This window comes from Mesorhizobium sp. P2_E6 (assembly GCF_056403835.1).
Genome location: NZ_JBFUEQ010000001.1, coordinates 567566 through 584491, shown reverse-complemented (window position 1 = coordinate 584491; position 16926 = coordinate 567566). Strand labels below are relative to the sequence as shown.

Here is a 16926-nt window from a genome sequence, read left to right as displayed (position 1 = left end):
GCTCAGATCCTTTCGACGAGCTTCTGGCCGAACAGGCCGGAAGGACGGATCAAGAGGAAGACGAGCGCGACGACATAGGCGAACCAGCTCTCGATGCCGCCGCCGAAATAGTCGCCGATATAGACCTCGGCGAGCTTTTCGCTGGCGCCGATCAGCAGTCCGCCGACGATGGCGCCGAGGATGGAATCGAAGCCGCCGAGCACCAGCACCGGCAGCGCCTTCAGCACCACCAGGGACAGCGAGAACTGCACGCCAAGGCGAGCCCCCCAGAGCAAACCTGCCACCAGCGCGACGAGGCCGGCCGCCGCCCAGACGGTGCCCCAGATCAAGGGCAGGCGCAGGCCAACCGCGAGGGCCGCGAACTGGTCGTCGGCGACGGCGCGAAAGCTGAGGCCGATGCGGGTGTAGCGGAAGAACAACGACAAAAGCAGAACCATGCCGGCGGCCACCACGGCGGCAAAGATATCGAACTGGCTGATCAGCACGCCGCCGATTTCCAGCGGCACGTCCTCGATGCCGAGATCGAGGCCGTGGACCTGCGTGCCCCAGATCAACTGGGCGGCGCCCTCGATGATGTAGGAGAGGCCAAGCGTGGCCATGAACAGCGTGATCGGCGGCTTGTTGGTGAGAGGCCGCAGCACGGTGCGCTCGATGGCGATGCCGATCGCCACCATGATGGTGAAGGTGACCACCAGCGCCAGCGCGAAGGGGATGCCGCGTTCGACCAGGCTGACGAAGGTGAGCGCCGCGAACAGGAGCAGCGCGCCTTGCGCGAAATTGAGCACGCCTGAGGTCTTGTAGATCAGCACGAAGCCGATGGCGACCAGCGAGTACATGACGCCGGAGAGCAGGCCACCGACGAGCACTTCGATGAAGAACTGATAATCGAAGTCGGCGATCATATGCCTGCCCCATCCTCATTGTCCGAGGCGACGCCGAGATAGGCATCGATGACGCGCTGGTCGTTCCTGACTTCGTCGGGCGTGGCGTCGGCGATCTTGCGGCCGTAGTCGAGAACGGCGATGCGGTCGGACAGGCCCATGACGACGCCGACATCATGCTCGATCAGCACGACGGTGGTGGCGAAGCGGTCGCGCGCGGCACGCACGAAGCCCGCCATCTCGCTCTTTTCGCTCGCGGTCATGCCGGCCATCGGTTCGTCGAGCAAAAGCAGGCGCGGCTGCGCGACCAGCGCGCGGGCAAGTTCGACCCGCTTCTGCAATCCGTACGGCAAGGTGCCGACAAGACGATCGCGAACGGCGGTGAGGTCGAGGAATTCGAGGATCTGATCGGCGCGGCTCAGAGTGTCGCGCTGCTCGCCGCGCGAGCGGCCGATGCCGAGCACCTGGCCGGCAAAGTTGGAGCCGACCTTGTAGGCAAGGCCTGAGGCGACATTGTCGAGGACGCTGAGGCCCTTGAACAGGGCAAGGTTCTGGAAGGTCCTGGCGACGCCGAGATGCGCCAGCCGCTGCGTCGGGACCTGGGCGTGACTGATCCCGTCGAGCAGGACATGACCGCGATCCGGCCGGTAGACGCCGCTGATGACGTTGATCAGCGAGCTCTTGCCGGCGCCGTTCGGGCCGATGATGGCGCGGATCTCGCCTGATAGAACCGACAGGTCGATATCGGCCAGTGCGACGACGCCGCCAAACGACAGGCCGATGCCCTGAAGTGAAAGCAGTGGGGCGGCTTGCGCGGCAAGCCCTGTGTGCTCGGCGCGGTCTTCGGCTGGCTGCACTGGCGGCAGAGTTGACGGCAGGCCGCGCGCCAAGATTTCCGGCGCATAGACCGAAGCCTCCATCGCTCCGAGGGCATAACTTGGCAACGGCATTCCAATCGTCCTCGATTGCACCCTCAGGCGCGCAAATCCTCGCTGCCGCTCGAAGGATCGAGCGCGCCGGGCAAGCTTCATTCGTGGGTTGGCCGGCGCCTGTCCGGCCAACCTTTCAGGGTGGCTATTCCGCCGCCAGCGAGGCTGCCGCCTCGCTGTCTTCCAGCTCGCGAACGAGCGGGATGACATGCTTGCCGAAATACTCTGCCTCTTCCTGGAAGTGCAGGAAGCCGAGCAGGATGAGATCGGCGCCGGCGCGCTTCAGGTCGACGATGCGCTCGGCGACCTGCCTCGGCGTGCCGATCAGGTTCGAGCGGAAGCCGTCATTGTACTGGACCAGATCGTCGAAGGACGATTTCGCCCAGTTGCCCTCACCTTCCGGCGAGGCCTTGCCGGCATTCTTGACCTCATGGCCAAAGGCGTTGACCGCTTCGGGATTGGCCTTGGCGATGATTTCGGCGAGCACCGCCTTCGCCTCGTCCTCGGTTTCGCGGACGATGGCGAAGGCATTGACGCCGACCTTGACCGAATGGTTGTTGGCCTTTGCCTTGGCCTGGATGTCATCCACCTGTTTGGCGATCTCGGTCGGTGTGTTGCCATTGGTGAAGTACCAGTCCGAAACGCGCGATGCCATGTCGCGCGCGGCGCGCGACGAGCCGCCCTGGAAGATTTCGGGCAGCGGATGCGGCGGCTTCGGCTTCAGCGAATATTCGTTGAAGCGATAGAAATCGCCACGGAAGGTGAAGCTGTCCTGCGTCCATATTCCGCGCAGCGAACGGATGAATTCCTCCGAGCGGCGATAGCGCTCGTCATGGTCGAGCCAATGCTCGCCGATGGCGTGGAACTCGCCACGGAACCAGCCGGAAACGAGGTTGATGGCGACGCGGCCGTTGGTCAGGTAGCTGATGGTGGCGATCTGCTTGGCCGCCAGCGCCGGATTCCACGGTCCGGGCAGGATCGCCGCTATGACCTTGAGCGTGGTGGTCGCCGCCAGCAGGTCATGGCTGAACGCCACCGACTCATGCTGCTCGTCGGCGCCGTAGCCGGCGGTGAAACGGATCTGGCTGAGCGCATAGTCGAAGCCGGCCTTCTCGGCGATCTGCGCCAGCTTGCGATTGTATTCAGCCGAATGGTTGGTGCGCTGCTCGATGTTGGAGATCACCAGGCCGCCCGAAACATTGGGCACCCAGTAGGCGAATTTGATCGCGTCGGTCTCTGCGTGTGCCATGAACTGTCTCCCCTTCAGGCTGTGTCGTTGATCGATCCGACCGCAGCCGGGTTTCGCCAATATTTATTATGTTTATAGAATATATATACAAAGAAGGATTTTCCGTTTTTAGTGCCCTCTCGGGACGGAAATACCAATTTTGCGCGGCCAACCCGGCTTCCGGTTGTCAGTCCGTGACCAGACCGTGCGCGGCAGTGGCGCCGACGGCCTCGGCTGGCGTGTCGAGCAGCTTTGCAATCTCGGCCGCGACCGCCTGGGCGTGGCGGGCAACCTCCGGCAGGCCCATGAGTTCGCCGAAAGTCCCCCGTGCCAGCGGACCGGCGACAAAGAGCGTCGTGACCACCCTGCCGTCCCGGGCAACGGCGCGGCTGTCGCGACTTGTCTCGATACCGAGCCCGTAGGGGTCGGCCCCGATCAGCCCGGCCTCGGTCAGCGAGCGCAGTGCCGGGTTGTTCTGTAGTGCCTGCCCATGCGCCGGGCCCGTGGTGTTGATGACCGCGTCGAAGCGGGCCGTCTCGATCCGTGTCTGCCCGCGCCGTTGAAAGCTGACCGCCAGCCTCGCGTCCTCATGGTTCGATGCGACAAGCCTGGCGGCGATGTTGTCGACTGTGCCGGCTGCATGGCGGCGGTCGAGCACGGCCGCGACCTGCGGTGCGATCCTGAAGCGATGCACGTCCCAGAACACGCGCAGCTGGCGGACCAACCTTGCCCGCTCGGGCGGGGCAAGTGCTGCCCACAGCACCGGTCCCTGCTGGCGCAGCTGGTCGAAGACGGACTGCCAGTTGACATTGGCTGCCTGTGCCGCTGCCAGCGTCGCACGGATGGTCTTGAGCAGAAGCAGCGCCGTCGTGGCCGGCTCGGACGCAAAGTCGCCGAAGGCCTCACCCCTGATGTCAGGGTGGCCGCGCGAGCGCAGCCCGCGGCGAGACAGCGCCAGGATGCGGCCGCGATGCCCGCGACGATCGAGTTCGGCAACCATGTCGGCCGAGGTCAGTCCGGAGCCGACGATCAGCACCGACGCTTCTCGCCCGATCCCGGCAAGTGCTGCAGGAGCGTACGGATCGGCGATGAATCCCGGCGCCTCCGCCAGCGAGGTCAATGCGGCGGGAATATTGGGCAGCGGATGCGTCGCCGCCAGGACGACGATGTCAGCGGCGACCGGCCCGCTGGTGGTGTGCACGGTCCAGCCCCTGCCATCCGTGTCACGTGCGACATGTGTGGCGAGACCGCCGACATGACGCACCGCGCCCGAACCGAGCCAGGGAGCGAGGTGCTCGGCGACGTAGCGACCGAACACGCGCCGACGCGGATAGGCGTCGCCATTCTTCCAGATGGCGTCCGGATCGCGTTCGAGTTCCCCATCACGGCTCAACCAGCGCGCAAAATGCTGCGGATCATCGGGAGCCATGCTCATTCTGAGCGCCGGGACATTGACCCGGTGCGCGGGCTCCTCGCTGGAATAGGCAAGGCCGCCGCCGAGCGCCGGTCGCGGCTCGATCACGGAAATCGACAGGCGCTCCGACCGAGATGCCTGTGCCAGATGCCAGGCCACCGCAGCGCCGGAAAAGCCGCCACCGGTGATGGCGACGCGCAACCGACGGGTCGGGGGGAGCGCGTTCACGAGGCGCTGGCGAGTGACTTCGGCCGGTGGTCGCCGGCAATGGTCTCGCCGAACGGGCCGGTGTTGACCGACGAGCCGGCAGCCTTCACCGGATGATCGGTGGGCAGTTTCGGCAGGACCAATTCGCCGAAGCGGTAGGCTTCTTCGAGATGCGGATAGCCGGACAGGATGAAGGTATCGATGCCGAGGCGCCGGTACTCGTCGATGCGTTCGGCAATCGTGTCGGGGTCACCGACAAGCGCTGTTCCAGCGCCGCCGCGCACCAGGCCGACACCGGCCCACAGATTGGGTGCAATCTCGAGCTTGGCGCGGTTGCCGCCGTGCAGTGCGCTCATCCGCGCCTGGCCGACCGAATCCATGCGGGCAAAGACCTTCTGCGCCGAGGCGATCGTCGCGTCGTCGAGCCGGCTGATCAGGCTGTCCGCCGCGGCCCAGGCCTGTTCGGTCGTCTCACGCGCGATGACATGCAGGCGGATGCCGAAGGAAAGCTTGCGGCCGGCCTTCTCGGCCAGTTCGCGCACGCCGTCCAGCTTGCGCTCGACATCGGCGGGCGGCTCGCCCCAGGTCAGGTATTTGTCGATCTCCTGCGCCGCCACCACGGATCCGGCGTCGGAGGAGCCGCCGAAATAGAGCGGCGGGTACGGCGTCTGCACCGGCGGAAACAGCAGCCGGCCATCCTCGACGCGGAAATGCTTGCCTTCGTGCTCGACCGTCTCGCCGCTCAGCACGCGCTTGTAGATCTGCAGGAATTCCTGCGTCACTTCATAGCGCTCGGCGTGCGACAGGAAGATGCCGTCACCCTTGTTCTCCAGCGGATCACCGCCGGTGACGACGTTGATCAGCAATCGGCCGTTGGAAATGCGGTCGAGCGTCGCGGTCATGCGCGCGGCGAGCGTCGGCGATTGCAGGCCGGGCCGCACGGCAACGAGGAAGCGCAACCGCTCGGTCGCCGGCACCAGAGCCGAGGCGATCACCCAGGAATCCTCGCAGGCCCGGCCGGTCGGCAACAGCACGCCGTAATAACCCAGCGTGTCGGCTGCCTTTGCCACTTGCGTCAGATAGGGCAGGTCGACGGCCCTGCCGCCTTCCGATGTGCCGAGATAGCGGCTGTCGCCATGCGTCGGCAGGAACCAGAGCACCTTGATGCGGTCAGGGATGTCCCGCGTCATGACCTGCCTCCCGCGGTCTGACGACATTGGCCGACTATGCCAGACGGAATTGAGGGCGAGCGCAAAAGGTTGGGCATGGCGGGGTCCTGTCCGGGTGGAAACCAGATCGCCAGTGCAGATTGCTTATTCTATAAATTCTGTAGAGTTAGTTTATTCTAAATGCGCGACGGCGATTAGAATTTCTCTCCTCAGGTGGTGGCGCCAACCCGGTTCAACCCTTTGCCCACCGAACCCGTGCTGCGATCGTCTCTTGGTTGTGATCATTCCCTGGCGTTCAGGCGGGATGCTGCAGCTGGCTCAGCCCGCCATCGACGACGAGGGTGGCCGCGTTCATGAACGGGCACTCGTCGGAAATCATGAACACAGCGGCGAGCGCGATCTCGTGCGTCGAGGCGATTCGGCCGCCGGGATGCAGCGCCATGGTGTTGGCGCGCGCTGCCACCGGATCAGGAAAACTGCTCCAGTAGTCGATGGCCTTCTGCGTCTCGACATAGCCCGGCGCCAGCGCGTTCACGCGCACGCCCTGCGCCGCATATTCGAGCGCCAGCGATTTGGTCAGTCCGAGCAGCGCGTGCTTGGCGACGGGATAGGGGAAGGTATGCGGAATGATGGTGAAGCTGTGCGTCGAGGCGATGTTGAGGATGACGCCACCGCCGCTTGCGATCATGCCCGGCAAGACTGCCTTGCTGCAATTCCAGGCGCCCTTGACGTTGACATCGAAATTGCGGTTCCACTCCTCCTCGCTGGTGTCGAGCGGCGTCGAGAACACATTGACCCCGGCATTGTTGATCAGCGCGTTGACGGGGCCGATTTCATTGTTTGCCCGGCTGACAGCCGCGGCAATCGCCGCCCCATCGCTGATGTCGGCTGCGGAATGCCCTACATGACCTTGCGGTGCGGCGAGGCCAGCAACTGCCTTGTCCAGCAACGCGCTGTCGCGGTCGACCAGGAACAACCTCGCCCCTTCGGCCAAACAGGCTTCGGCGATGGCGAGCCCGATGCCTTGCGCGGCCCCTGTCAGGAAGATGCGTTTGCCGGACAGGCGCTCAGCCATTCTTGTTGCTCCAGTCGAAGACGGTCAACGCCGGCCCAGTGCCGACGAGCGCAGATTGTCGAGCAGCACCGCCAGGAGCAAGATAACGCCACGCACGATGTACTGGTAGAAGGCCGGGATGTTGAGCAGGTTCATGGCGTTTTCGGCGATGCCCATGATCAGCACGCCGACGATGACGCCCGACATGGTGGCGCGGCCGCCGGCGAGCGAGACGCCGCCGAGCACGCAGGCCGAGATGACCGAAAGCTCAAGCCCGACCGCCGCGTTGGGCTGGCCGGAGGTGATGCGTGACGCGAGCAGGATGCCGGCGATGCCGCAGACGACGCCCTGGAGCGTAAAGATCCAGATGCGCGTCCTGTCGACATTGACGCCGGCCAGCCGCGAGGCCTCCGGATTGCCGCCGATGGCCAGCGTGTTCTTGCCGAAGACAGTGCGGTTCAAGACAAAGCCGAAGATGCCGAAGAGAACGGCCAGCACCCAGATCGGCGTCGGTATGCCGAGCAGTTTCGACAGCGCCAGCTGGTAAAAATCCGGGCTGTTGATGCCAACGGCGCGGCCGTCGGATGCGATCAGCGCAAGGCCCCGCACGATCTGCATGGTGGCCAGCGTGGTGATCAACGCGTTGATGCGGAATTTGGCGATGACGACGCCGTTGATGAAGCCGACGAAGGCGCCGCAGGCGATTGCCGCAAGAAGGCCAAGCAGGATCGAACCGGTGACGTTCGACGCCATCACCGCGACCATGCCGGCAAAGGCGACGATGGAGCCGACCGACAGGTCGAAGTCGCGCGCAGCGAGGCAGAACATCATGGTGCAGGCGACGATGCCGACTGTGACCACCGACTGCAGCAGGCCGAGCATGTTGCGGTCGGTGAGGAAGTTCGGCACCAGAGCCGACACCAGCGCGAAGGCAACGACGAAGATGACGACGAGGCCCTGTTCGCCGAGCAGGATCTTCTTCAACCGGTCGGTCATGGCAGAGGTCCTCAGGATGCGATCGCGTCGGGGGTTTTCTTGTCGGGAAGGGCTGCGGCCAGGATCGCCTTCTCGGCGAACTGGTGGCGGTTAAGTTCAGCGCTGATGCGGCCGCCGCACATCACCAGGATGCGGTCGCAGATGCCCATCACCTCCGGCAGTTCGGACGAGACGACGACGATCGCCATGCCGTCCTCGGCAAGCTGATAGAGCAGTTCGTAGATTTCCGATTTGGCGCCGACATCGATGCCGCGCGTCGGCTCGTCGACGATGAGAACCCGCACACCTTGCTCGGACAGCCAGCGGCCGAGGATGACCTTCTGTTGGTTGCCGCCGGAGAGGTTGATGATGTCCTGCTTGCGCGACGGCGTGCGCACCTTGAGCTTCTTGATGAATGTTTCGGCGGTCGCGATCTCGCTGGCGCGGTTGAGCACGCCAAAGCGTGTGTGATGGCGGCGCGACGAGATGTTGATGTTCTCCTCGATCGAGCGGCCCTGGATGATGCCGTCATGCTTACGGTCTTCCGAACACAACACGACGCCGGCCCGGATCGCGCCATGCGGATCGGTGGCGTGGATCCCTTTGCCGTCGACAATGATGGCGCCGCTCGAGCGCGGATCGGCGCCGAAGACCAGGCGCATCAGTTCCGAGCGCCCGGCGCCGATCAGGCCGAAGAAGCCGACGATTTCGCCGGCGCGGGCCTCGAAGCTGGCCGGCGTCCTCAGCTTTGTCCCGGACAGGGTCTCGATCTTCAGTCTGATATCGCCTGCCGTGCGCGGGCGAAAACCCCAAATGTCCGAAATCTCGCGGCCGACCATTTCAGCGACGACCTGGTCGCGGGTGACACCCTTGAGCGAAATGTGGTGCGCCGCCAGCTTGCCGTCGCGCAGCACGGTCAGGCTGTCGCAAAGCCGGAACACCTCATCCAATCGGTGCGATACGTAGATGATGACCTTGCCCTCGCCGCGCAGCCGATCGATCAGAGCAAACAGGATTTCGCTTTCGCGCGACGACAGCGACGAGGTCGGCTCGTCCAGTGCGATGACGCGCGCGTCGAGCATGATCGCCTTGGCGATCTCGACCATCTGGCGTTCGCCGATGGACAGCGTCTTGACCTTGCGGCACATGTCGATGTCGATGCCGGCCGATTTCAGCTTGGCGCCGACGTCGTCCAGCATCCTGGTGCGCGCGATGATGCCGGCGCTGGCGGGAAAGCGACCGAGGCTGAGGTTTTCGGCAACGGTGAGCTCGGGAACGAGCTGCAGTTCCTGGTGAATGACGATGACGCCGTTGTCGAAGGCATCCCGGGTCGAGGCATAGGCCTGGACCTTGCCGTCGATGCTTATCTCACCCGCGTCGGCATGCTGGTCGCCGGACAGGATCTTGATCAGGGTGGATTTGCCGGCGCCGTTCTCGCCCATCAGGCCATGCACGGCGCCCTTGTCGACGCCGAACGAGACGTCCGACAGTGCCTTGACGCCCGGATAGGTCTTGGTGATGCGCGAGAAGTCGAGAAAGGACACGGGCGTCGATCCTTGTTGTGCCATGACAAACAGGCGGCGGGATGAGCCGCCGCCTGTTTGTACAGGGAGGATTACTCGATGCCGAGACCCTGGCGGACCTTCTGATAGTCGTCGCGCTTGGCCAGTGCGCCGGAGGTCAGGATCAGCTTCTCCGGCTCCTTGTTGTTGGCAACCCAGTCGTACATGTTGAGCGCCGTCTCATAGCCATGGCGCTTCGGCGAGATGATCACGGTGCCGACAAAGCCAGTGGCGGCCGGCTTCTTGAACTCGTTGATCGCCGAATCCGCGCCGCCGATGCCGACGCCGATCATGCCGTCCGCCGGGATGCCGACGCTTTCTGAGGCGCGCACAGCGCCCAGCACGGCTTCGTCGTTGAGGCCGAAGGAGATCCATTTCTTGATGTCGGCATGGGCATTGAGCACGACCGTCGCGGCGTTCAGCGCGGCTTCCGTGTCGGTCTTGGCCTGCGGCGCGTCGAAGATGTTCTCGGCCTTGAAGCCGTTCGCCTTCAGCACCGAGATGGCGCCTTCGACACGATCGACCGCCGTCGGCAGCTGATCATAGGAGACGCGGATGGCGCCGACCTCGTCGGCCTTCCAGCCACGCACCTTCATTTCATCGACGATCGCCTGGCCGACGGCCTCGCCGATCTTGGTAGCCGAGATGCCCATATGGGGCACGTCTTCCAGCGCCTTGCCGTCGGCACCGACCAGACGGTCGTCGACGGTCATCAGCTTGAGATTGTTGGCGGCGGCCTTGGCGACGATGCCAGGTCCGAGCTTCACATCCGGCGTGCAGACGATGAAGCCCTGGGCGCCCTGGGCGCCGAGATTGTCGATCGCCGACATCAGCTTCTCACCGTCCTCGGCGCCGATCTTGACGAGGGTGAAGCCCTTTTCCTTGGCAGCCTGGTCGGCGAACTTCCATTCGTCCTGGAACCACGGTTCCTCGGGCTGTTTGACGATGAAACCGATCTTGGTGTCCTGAGCATAGGCAGAAGCGATCGTCGTGACGGACAGCACGGCAAGAGCGCCCGCGACGAGCGCGGTCTTCAAAAGTCGCATGATTACCTCCCAGCGATAGGCCGGGCGCTCAGCCCGGGTGTCGGCGTTTCTATTCGCTTTTATCATACTCGTCAATTGATCTGGTATGATAATTAATGTACATGCTCTGACCAACGATCGCTGGCGCAACTCGTTTGCATCCGCTAATGCCGGGCCGGTTGCGCGAACTCGCAGGTTCGCCGCCTTGGAGGAGGGCTAAGGTGACCGAAATTTCGAAGAAAGCCCCCGAGGGGGCTACCACCCGACGCCCACGCGTCATGCCCGACGTGACCAAAGCGATGGCCTCGGACATCTTTTCCGGCCGCTACCCGGCCGGGTCCTCCTTGCCGACCGAAAACGAACTTGGCGTCGAATACGGCGTCAGCCGCACCGTCATCCGCGAGGCGCTGAAGGTGCTGGCCGCCAAGGGGCTGGTGTTGTCGCGGCCGCGCGTCGGCACCATCGTCTGCAACGAGGACGACTGGAACATCATCGACCCGCAGGTGCTGGCCTGGCACGCGCCGCACGCGCTGGACGACAAGCTCTTCGACGCCATCCTGGAGACACGCCGGGCCATCGAACCGCTGGTCGCCGAGCTTGCCGCGACACGCGCGACACTGCAGGAGATCGCCGATCTCGAAGCTGCCTGGCGCGGCATGGCCAGCGCCGGAGAGGATCGCGCCGCTTTCTCGCGCTCCGACATCGCTTTCCACCAGATCGTCTATGCCGCGAGCCACAACCCGATCTTTCGCCAGATCGGCAATCTGATCGACACGGGGCTGAAATTCTCGCTGGAGGCGACGGCGACGATTTCGCTCGAGCGGCGCCTGGAAGCGGTGGCGGCGCACCGCGAGGTGGTCGAGGCGCTGCGCATGCGCGACGCCGAGGCGGCGCGTCGGGCGGCAAGCAAGATCCTCGACCTTGCCGCGCGCGACCTCGTCAGCGCCAAGAAACTCAAGAACAACTGAGACAGCGCATGAAAATCATCTCGCTCACCACCTACATCGTTCCACCGCGCTGGCTGTTCCTGAAGATCGAGACCGATGCCGGCGTCACCGGCTGGGGCGAGCCGGTCGTTGAAGGCCGGGCGCTGACCGTCGAGGCGGCGGTCAAGGAGCTTGGTGATTATCTCATCGGCAAGGACCCGCGCCTGATCGAGGACCACTGGACGGTGATGCATCGCGGCGGCTTCTACCGTGGCGGACCGATCCTGATGAGCGCGATTGCCGGTATCGACCAGGCGCTGTGGGACATCAAGGGCAAGGCGCTCGGCGTGCCCGTGCATGAACTGCTCGGCGGCAAGTTGCGCGACAGCATCAAGGTTTATTCCTGGATCGGCGGCGACCGGCCGGCCGAGGTCGCCGCCGGCGCCCGGGAAGTGGTGGCGCGCGGCTTCCTGGCGCTCAAGATGAACGGCACCGAGGAACTGCAGATCGTCGACAGCCATGACAGGATAGATGCCGCGGTCGAGCGGGTCGCCATGGTGCGCGAGGCCGTCGGCCCCAACATCGGCATCGCCGTTGATTTCCACGGCCGCGTGCACCGGCCGATGGCGCGCATCCTGGTCAAGGAGCTCGAGCCCTACAGGCTGATGTTCATCGAGGAGCCGGTGCTCAGCGAAAACCGCGAGGCGCTGAAGGAGATCGCCGCCCTCGGCTCGACGCCGATTGCTTTGGGGGAACGGCTCTACAGCCGCTGGGACTTCAAGTCGGTGTTCGAGGAAGGCGTCGTCGACATCATCCAGCCCGACCTTTCGCATGCCGGCGGCATCACCGAATGCCGCAAGATCGCGGCCATGGCCGAGGCCTATGACGTCGCGGTGGCGCCACACTGCCCGCTCGGGCCGATCGCGCTTGCCGCCTGCCTGCAGCTCGATGCCGTGAGCTACAACTGCTTCATCCAGGAGCAGAGCCTCGGCATCCACTACAACGCCGCCAACGACCTGCTAGACTACGCCGCCAACAAGGATGTCTTCCGCTACCAGGATGGTTATGTCGCCATTCCCGACGGCCCGGGCCTCGGCGTCGAGATCGACGAGGACTACGTCAAGGAGCGCGCCAAGGAAGGCCACCGCTGGCGCAACCCAATCTGGCGCCACAAGGACGGCTCCTTCGCCGAGTGGTGATGACTATGCTTTCACCTGCGCCGCGTTGGGTGACTTCAGTCCATCAACCAGGTGATGAAGATCCGCCTCGTTCTCGTAGTGCAGGGTAGAGACCAACGCATCAATCGTAAATTCCGGATCGACCTTGTCTATCTGAGCGAGGTGAGCGGACGCAGCGGTCCGATCGCCCAGCCAGTGATAGGCCGCCGCGACAAAGGCGTGTTGGTTGGCATCCATCTTCGACAGATGCATGAAGGCCTCGATTGCTTCGGGATATTCGTGGGCTGTAAAGTGAGCTTTCCCAAGATGGCTCCAGAAGCGTTCGGGGTGGTGAGGGTTCAACCGCATCGCCTTGCGGATCCAGTCGGCCCCTTCCTTGGGGTGACCGAGCCAAGTCAAAAGCTCGCCGTGCTGGACCACGACGAGATCGTAGTTTGGATTGAGGGCGAGTGCCCGCTCCTGGTGGTGCCGAGCCTTCGTCAGATCGTTGCGGCTGATGCTGATGGCCGCCAATATCCGTTGGACGTCCGCATCGTTGCTGTCCAGCTCTTGCGCCAACTCAAGCTCACGGATGACTTCGTCGAAAGCGGCGTCCTTATCGGCGCACCAGCCGTAGCCCCAAGCTTGCCCCAGGATGCAGCCCCGCCAGGCATGGGCATGCGCGTATTCGGGGTCGAGTTCCAGCGCTCGTGTCACCAGCTTCAGCGCCTCCTCATTCTCGGCTCGACTGCTGCGATGGTGGCGGACCTTGGCCGCGAGCACGCATTCGTATGCTGCCATGTTGGCGGGTGTTTTGCGCGCCACGACATCCTGCTGCGCGGCTTCGACGCGGCCTGGCAGCGTGGCCACGATCGCTGCGGTCAGTTCGTCCTGAATGGCGAAGACATCGTCGAGCTTGCGGTCGTATCGCTCGGCCCAGATGTGCGTATCGGTGGCAGTATCGATCAGCTGCGCCGTCACCCTGAGCTGCCCGCCCGATTTGCGGACGCTGCCCTCCACCAGGAATTGCGCGCCCAGCTTCCGGGCAATTTCACGAAGGTTAACCGACTGCCCTTTGTAGACGAAGGTGGAGTTGCGCGAGATGACGAACAGCTCGTGCCGGCGCGAAAGTTCCGTGATGATGTCCTCGGTCAGACCATCAACGAAAAATTCCTGTTCGGATTCGCCGCTCATATTGGCGAAAGGCAGGACCGCGATCGACGGCTTCACCACGCTGTGCCGGGCCGAGCTGTCCCCCACTCGCGGATCGGCTGCATCGTCCAGCACCGCGCGCCAGACCCGTATCGGGCGAGAGATGTTCTTCAGGGCCTTCTCGCCAAGGTCCTCGAACCTGATTTCGAGCCGATCGAAGACCTGTTCGTACACGGCCTGGGTGACGCACACCCCGCCGACTTCGGCCATCTGCTCTAGCCGGGCGGCGACATTCACGCCGTCGCCATAAATGTCGCCCTCATCGAAGATGATGTCGCCGAGATTGATGCCGATCCGAAACTGAATGCGTCCGGCTTCCGGTACGTCGGCGTTGCGGCGGCGCATGCGGATCTGCACCTCCGCCGCGCAGCGCACGGCATCTGCCACGCTCTGGAACTCGACCAGCATGCCGTCACCGGTGGTTTTGATGATGTGGCCCTGGTTCTTGGCGATTGCCGGATCAATGAGTTCGATCCGGTGCGTTTTGAGCCGCGCAAGCGTGCCCCTCTCGTCGGCTTCCATGAGCCGAGAGTATCCAGCCATGTCGGCTGCCAGCACCGCCGCGAGCCTGTGTTCCATGTTCCAGCCTCGAAGCACGCAATCCTAGATGGCAAACGCTGCAATCAAAGCCGATCACGGTGAAGCCGCCACCTAACAGCACCGTCCCCGCGCGATCGGAAGGCGCCCAGTCATAGCATTACTCGAAATGAGCGCATGCGGGAAGGAAATCGAACGCTCCGCATACCCGCTCGCGGCTGTTCAATTGGTCTGCCTGCTCGAAAGGGGAAGGTTTCATCCCAAATCGATCGCATTCAGTAGCCGATTGAACGGCTTCGAAGATGGTGGGAATGTGCTTCGACCACATCCGTAGAATAGAGCCTTGAAATCAAGGCTTTCCAGGAAAATCAATGGTCTAGAGGGAACTTGGTGGAGCCAATCGGAATCGAACCGACGACCTCTTGAATGCCATTCAAGCGCTCTCCCAACTGAGCTATGGCCCCACTTCCGGCAGTCAACCGGCGCCGTTTCCGGCGAAGAGATCCGGCGTGGGTTGGAGACCGCGCCGTTAGTGCAGGCGGCTTCTAACCCCGCCTTTCGTCAATATCAAGCCTTCAAGAGCGGCTTTTTCTTCACAGGCCACGAAAGCTGGCAAACGCCTGCTTTCAAGGCCGATCAGACCTCGTCGTCGTCGTCGCCGACGCCGATCATGTCGGCAACGTCGTCGTCTTCTTCTTCTTCGTCGGCAAGGAAGGTGTCATCTTCGTCGTCGCCGAGGTCGACATCGTCCTCGTCGTCGCCGAGATCCGGCAGATCGTCGGCCTTGACGTCTTCGTCGGCCTCTTCGAGCGAGACGACTTCAACGCCCTCTTCGTCCTCGGCGTCCACTTCCTTCTCGGCCACTTCCTCTTCCTCCTCGAGGGCGGCGATCTTGCCTTCCTCGAAATAGGAACGAGGATAGGTCTTGCCGGTGTAGGGCGAGACGATCGGGTCCTTGTTCAGGTCGTAGAATTTTCGACCCGTCTCCGGGTCGATGCGCTTTATGCCAAGTTCGGTTTTTGCCACGGCAAGCCTCGTCAATAAAAGAGTGGTCCCCTTAACCACAGTTTGCAGCGCTGTCAAAGCGAAAAGCCGGCGTCACAAAACCATGCAATGAAAGGCCTCGCGTCGATGACGACCATGGGGGATGACCATTTCGGCCCGCCGTGATACGAGACCGCCGCAACAAATGAAAAGCGCCGGCCCGCCGGCATTCCGTCCAGGGAAATTCCATGTCTCACGCCGCCGCCCCAAAGTCGGCCACCGCCCGCAAATCACCAGCCCTTGCCGGCACGGCGCGCGTGCCGGGCGACAAGTCGATCTCGCACCGCTCCTTCATGTTTGGCGGCCTCGCCTCTGGCGAGACCCGCATCACCGGCCTACTCGAAGGCGAGGACGTGATGCGCACCGGTGCGGCCATGAAGGCAATGGGCGCTAATATCGAGAAGCGCGGCGCCGAGTGGGTGATCCGCGGCACCGGCAATGGCGCGCTGCTGCAGCCGGAAGGCCCGCTCGACTTCGGCAATGCCGGTACTGGCTCGCGGCTGACCATGGGCCTGGTCGGTACCTATGACATGGAAACGACCTTCATCGGCGACGCTTCGCTGTCGGGCCGGCCGATGGGCCGCGTGCTCGAACCCTTGCGCCAGATGGGCGTTCAGGTGCTGAAGGCGACGCCCGGCGACCGCATGCCGATCACGCTGCATGGGCCGAAGCACGCCGCACCCATCACCTACCGCGTGCCGATGGCCTCGGCGCAGGTCAAGTCGGCGGTGCTGCTCGCCGGTCTCAACACGCCGGGCATCACCACCGTCATAGAGCCTGTCATGACGCGCGACCACACCGAAAAGATGCTGAAGGGCTTTGGCGCCAATCTGTCGGTGGAGACCGACGAGCGCGGCGTGCGCCACATCTTCATCGAAGGCCAGGGCAGACTGACCGGCCAGACGATCGCGGTGCCGGGCGACCCGTCCTCGGCCGGCTTCCCGCTGGTGGCGGCACTGATCGTACCGGGCTCCGACATCACGATCGAGAATGTGCTGATGAACCCGACCCGCACCGGCCTGCTTTTGACGCTGCAGGAAATGGGCGGCAAGATCGAGATCCTCAATCCGCGCAATGCCGGCGGCGAGGATGTCGCCGACCTGCGCGTGCGTTATTCCGAACTGAAAGGCGTCACCGTGCCGCCCGAGCGGGCGCCGTCGATGATCGACGAATATCCCGTGCTTGCGGTTGCCGCCAGCTTCGCCGAGGGCGAAACGCTGATGCAGGGGCTGGAAGAGCTGCGGGTGAAGGAATCCGACCGGCTGTCGGCCGTCGCCAACGGGCTGAAGATCAACGGCGTCGACTGCACCGAGGGCGAGGCTTCCCTCGCCGTGCGCGGCAAACCGGGCGGCAAGGGACTTGGCCGCCATCCCAACGGCCAGGACACGACGGTGCAGACCCATCTCGACCACCGCATCGCCATGAGCTTTCTGGTCATGGGGCTGGCGACGGAAAAGCCCGTCACCATCGACGACCAGGCGATGATCGCAACCAGTTTTCCGGAATTCATGGGGCTGATGAAGGGGCTGGGCGCGGAGATTGGGTAACGGTTGATGGCAGCAACCCTGGGAGATTGGGACCGAACGGGAAGGTCGGAGGGACAGCG

The 16926-nt window shown here is 63.8% G+C and carries 14 protein-coding genes and 1 tRNA gene; 3 read left to right on the top strand and 12 right to left on the bottom strand.

Going from position 1 to position 16926, the window contains the following annotated elements; all coding sequences use genetic code 11:
- Positions 1-2: 2 nt before the first annotated feature.
- The 9 genes from AC1D08_RS02780 to AC1D08_RS02740 form a co-directional block, all read right to left on the bottom strand.
- A complete protein-coding gene (locus AC1D08_RS02780) occupies positions 3-902 on the bottom strand; it encodes a branched-chain amino acid ABC transporter permease (RefSeq protein ID WP_457150122.1) in 900 nt (299 codons plus the stop codon).
- Positions 899-1831, bottom strand: coding sequence for an ABC transporter ATP-binding protein (locus AC1D08_RS02775; protein ID WP_457150121.1), 933 nt, complete (start codon positions 1829-1831; stop codon positions 899-901). The genes AC1D08_RS02780 and AC1D08_RS02775 overlap by 4 nt, the downstream gene beginning before the upstream one ends.
- A gap of 124 nt (positions 1832-1955) precedes the next feature.
- Positions 1956-3059 (bottom strand): dimethylsulfone monooxygenase SfnG, encoded by a 1104-nt coding sequence (sfnG, locus tag AC1D08_RS02770; RefSeq protein ID WP_457150120.1) that lies wholly within the window; start codon positions 3057-3059, stop codon positions 1956-1958.
- A gap of 166 nt (positions 3060-3225) precedes the next feature.
- Positions 3226-4680 (bottom strand): FAD/NAD(P)-binding protein, encoded by a 1455-nt coding sequence (locus AC1D08_RS02765; RefSeq protein WP_457150119.1) that lies wholly within the window; start codon positions 4678-4680, stop codon positions 3226-3228.
- Positions 4677-5849, bottom strand: coding sequence for an FMNH2-dependent alkanesulfonate monooxygenase (ssuD, locus tag AC1D08_RS02760; RefSeq protein ID WP_457150118.1), 1173 nt, complete (start codon positions 5847-5849; stop codon positions 4677-4679). Before ssuD ends, AC1D08_RS02765 begins: the two co-directional genes overlap by 4 nt.
- A 274-nt stretch (positions 5850-6123) precedes the next feature.
- Positions 6124-6903: an SDR family oxidoreductase gene (locus tag AC1D08_RS02755; protein WP_457150117.1), complete on the bottom strand. Its 780-nt coding sequence runs from the start codon at positions 6901-6903 to the stop codon at positions 6124-6126.
- A gap of 24 nt (positions 6904-6927) precedes the next feature.
- Positions 6928-7878, bottom strand: coding sequence for an L-arabinose ABC transporter permease AraH (gene araH, locus AC1D08_RS02750; RefSeq protein ID WP_477225178.1), 951 nt, complete (start codon positions 7876-7878; stop codon positions 6928-6930).
- Positions 7879-7889: 11 nt separating this feature from the next.
- Complete coding sequence (gene araG / locus AC1D08_RS02745; RefSeq protein ID WP_457150115.1) at positions 7890-9401, bottom strand: L-arabinose ABC transporter ATP-binding protein AraG; 1512 nt, start codon at positions 9399-9401, stop codon at positions 7890-7892.
- Between the two features lie 71 nt (positions 9402-9472).
- The gene (locus AC1D08_RS02740; RefSeq protein ID WP_457150114.1) at positions 9473-10465 is read right to left on the bottom strand and encodes an arabinose ABC transporter substrate-binding protein; all 993 of its coding nucleotides are present in this window, start codon (positions 10463-10465) and stop codon (positions 9473-9475) included.
- 257 nt (positions 10466-10722) lie between these two features.
- On the opposite strand from AC1D08_RS02740, the gene AC1D08_RS02735 reads away from it, so the two are divergent.
- Together AC1D08_RS02735 and dgoD are read left to right on the top strand one after the other, a co-directional pair.
- Positions 10723-11412 carry a FadR/GntR family transcriptional regulator gene (locus AC1D08_RS02735; protein ID WP_457150146.1) on the top strand — a complete coding sequence of 230 codons (690 nt, stop codon included), beginning with the start codon at positions 10723-10725 and terminating at the stop codon, positions 11410-11412.
- A gap of 8 nt (positions 11413-11420) precedes the next feature.
- Positions 11421-12569: a galactonate dehydratase gene (gene dgoD, locus AC1D08_RS02730; RefSeq protein ID WP_095082920.1), complete on the top strand. Its 1149-nt coding sequence runs from the start codon at positions 11421-11423 to the stop codon at positions 12567-12569.
- 3 nt (positions 12570-12572) lie between these two features.
- Here the strand turns inward: dgoD and AC1D08_RS02725 are convergent, their stop codons facing one another.
- The 3 genes from AC1D08_RS02725 to AC1D08_RS02715 all read right to left on the bottom strand — a co-directional run bounded on the left by AC1D08_RS02725 (position 12573) and on the right by AC1D08_RS02715 (position 15302).
- The gene (locus AC1D08_RS02725; RefSeq protein WP_457150113.1) at positions 12573-14318 is read right to left on the bottom strand and encodes an adenylate/guanylate cyclase domain-containing protein; all 1746 of its coding nucleotides are present in this window, start codon (positions 14316-14318) and stop codon (positions 12573-12575) included.
- Between the two features lie 346 nt (positions 14319-14664).
- Positions 14665-14740: transfer RNA gene (locus AC1D08_RS02720), tRNA-Ala, on the bottom strand.
- A gap of 172 nt (positions 14741-14912) precedes the next feature.
- Positions 14913-15302, bottom strand: coding sequence for a TIGR02300 family protein (locus AC1D08_RS02715; RefSeq protein ID WP_457150112.1), 390 nt, complete (start codon positions 15300-15302; stop codon positions 14913-14915).
- A gap of 206 nt (positions 15303-15508) precedes the next feature.
- Here AC1D08_RS02715 and aroA point away from each other — a divergent pair, with 206 nt between their 5' ends.
- Complete coding sequence (gene aroA, locus AC1D08_RS02710; RefSeq protein WP_457150111.1) at positions 15509-16867, top strand: 3-phosphoshikimate 1-carboxyvinyltransferase; 1359 nt, start codon at positions 15509-15511, stop codon at positions 16865-16867.
- Positions 16868-16926 lie beyond the last annotated feature (59 nt).

Excerpts from the sequence above, each read along its gene's own strand:
- AC1D08_RS02780 (WP_457150122.1), bottom strand. The coding sequence starts at position 902 with ATGATCGCCGACTTCGATTATCAGTTCTTCATCGAAGTGCTCGTCGGT.
- AC1D08_RS02775 (WP_457150121.1), bottom strand. The coding sequence starts at position 1,831 with ATGCCGTTGCCAAGTTATGCCCTCGGAGCGATGGAGGCTTCGGTCTAT.
- sfnG (WP_457150120.1), bottom strand. The coding sequence starts at position 3,059 with ATGGCACACGCAGAGACCGACGCGATCAAATTCGCCTACTGGGTGCCC.
- ssuD (WP_457150118.1), bottom strand. The coding sequence starts at position 5,849 with ATGACGCGGGACATCCCTGACCGCATCAAGGTGCTCTGGTTCCTGCCG.
- AC1D08_RS02755 (WP_457150117.1), bottom strand. The coding sequence starts at position 6,903 with ATGGCTGAGCGCCTGTCCGGCAAACGCATCTTCCTGACAGGGGCCGCG.
- araH (WP_477225178.1), bottom strand. The coding sequence starts at position 7,878 with ATGACCGACCGGTTGAAGAAGATCCTGCTCGGCGAACAGGGCCTCGTC.
- AC1D08_RS02740 (WP_457150114.1), bottom strand. The coding sequence starts at position 10,465 with ATGCGACTTTTGAAGACCGCGCTCGTCGCGGGCGCTCTTGCCGTGCTG.
- AC1D08_RS02735 (WP_457150146.1), top strand. The coding sequence starts at position 10,723 with ATGCCCGACGTGACCAAAGCGATGGCCTCGGACATCTTTTCCGGCCGC.
- dgoD (WP_095082920.1), top strand. The coding sequence starts at position 11,421 with ATGAAAATCATCTCGCTCACCACCTACATCGTTCCACCGCGCTGGCTG.
- AC1D08_RS02725 (WP_457150113.1), bottom strand. The coding sequence starts at position 14,318 with ATGGAACACAGGCTCGCGGCGGTGCTGGCAGCCGACATGGCTGGATAC.
- aroA (WP_457150111.1), top strand. The coding sequence starts at position 15,509 with ATGTCTCACGCCGCCGCCCCAAAGTCGGCCACCGCCCGCAAATCACCA.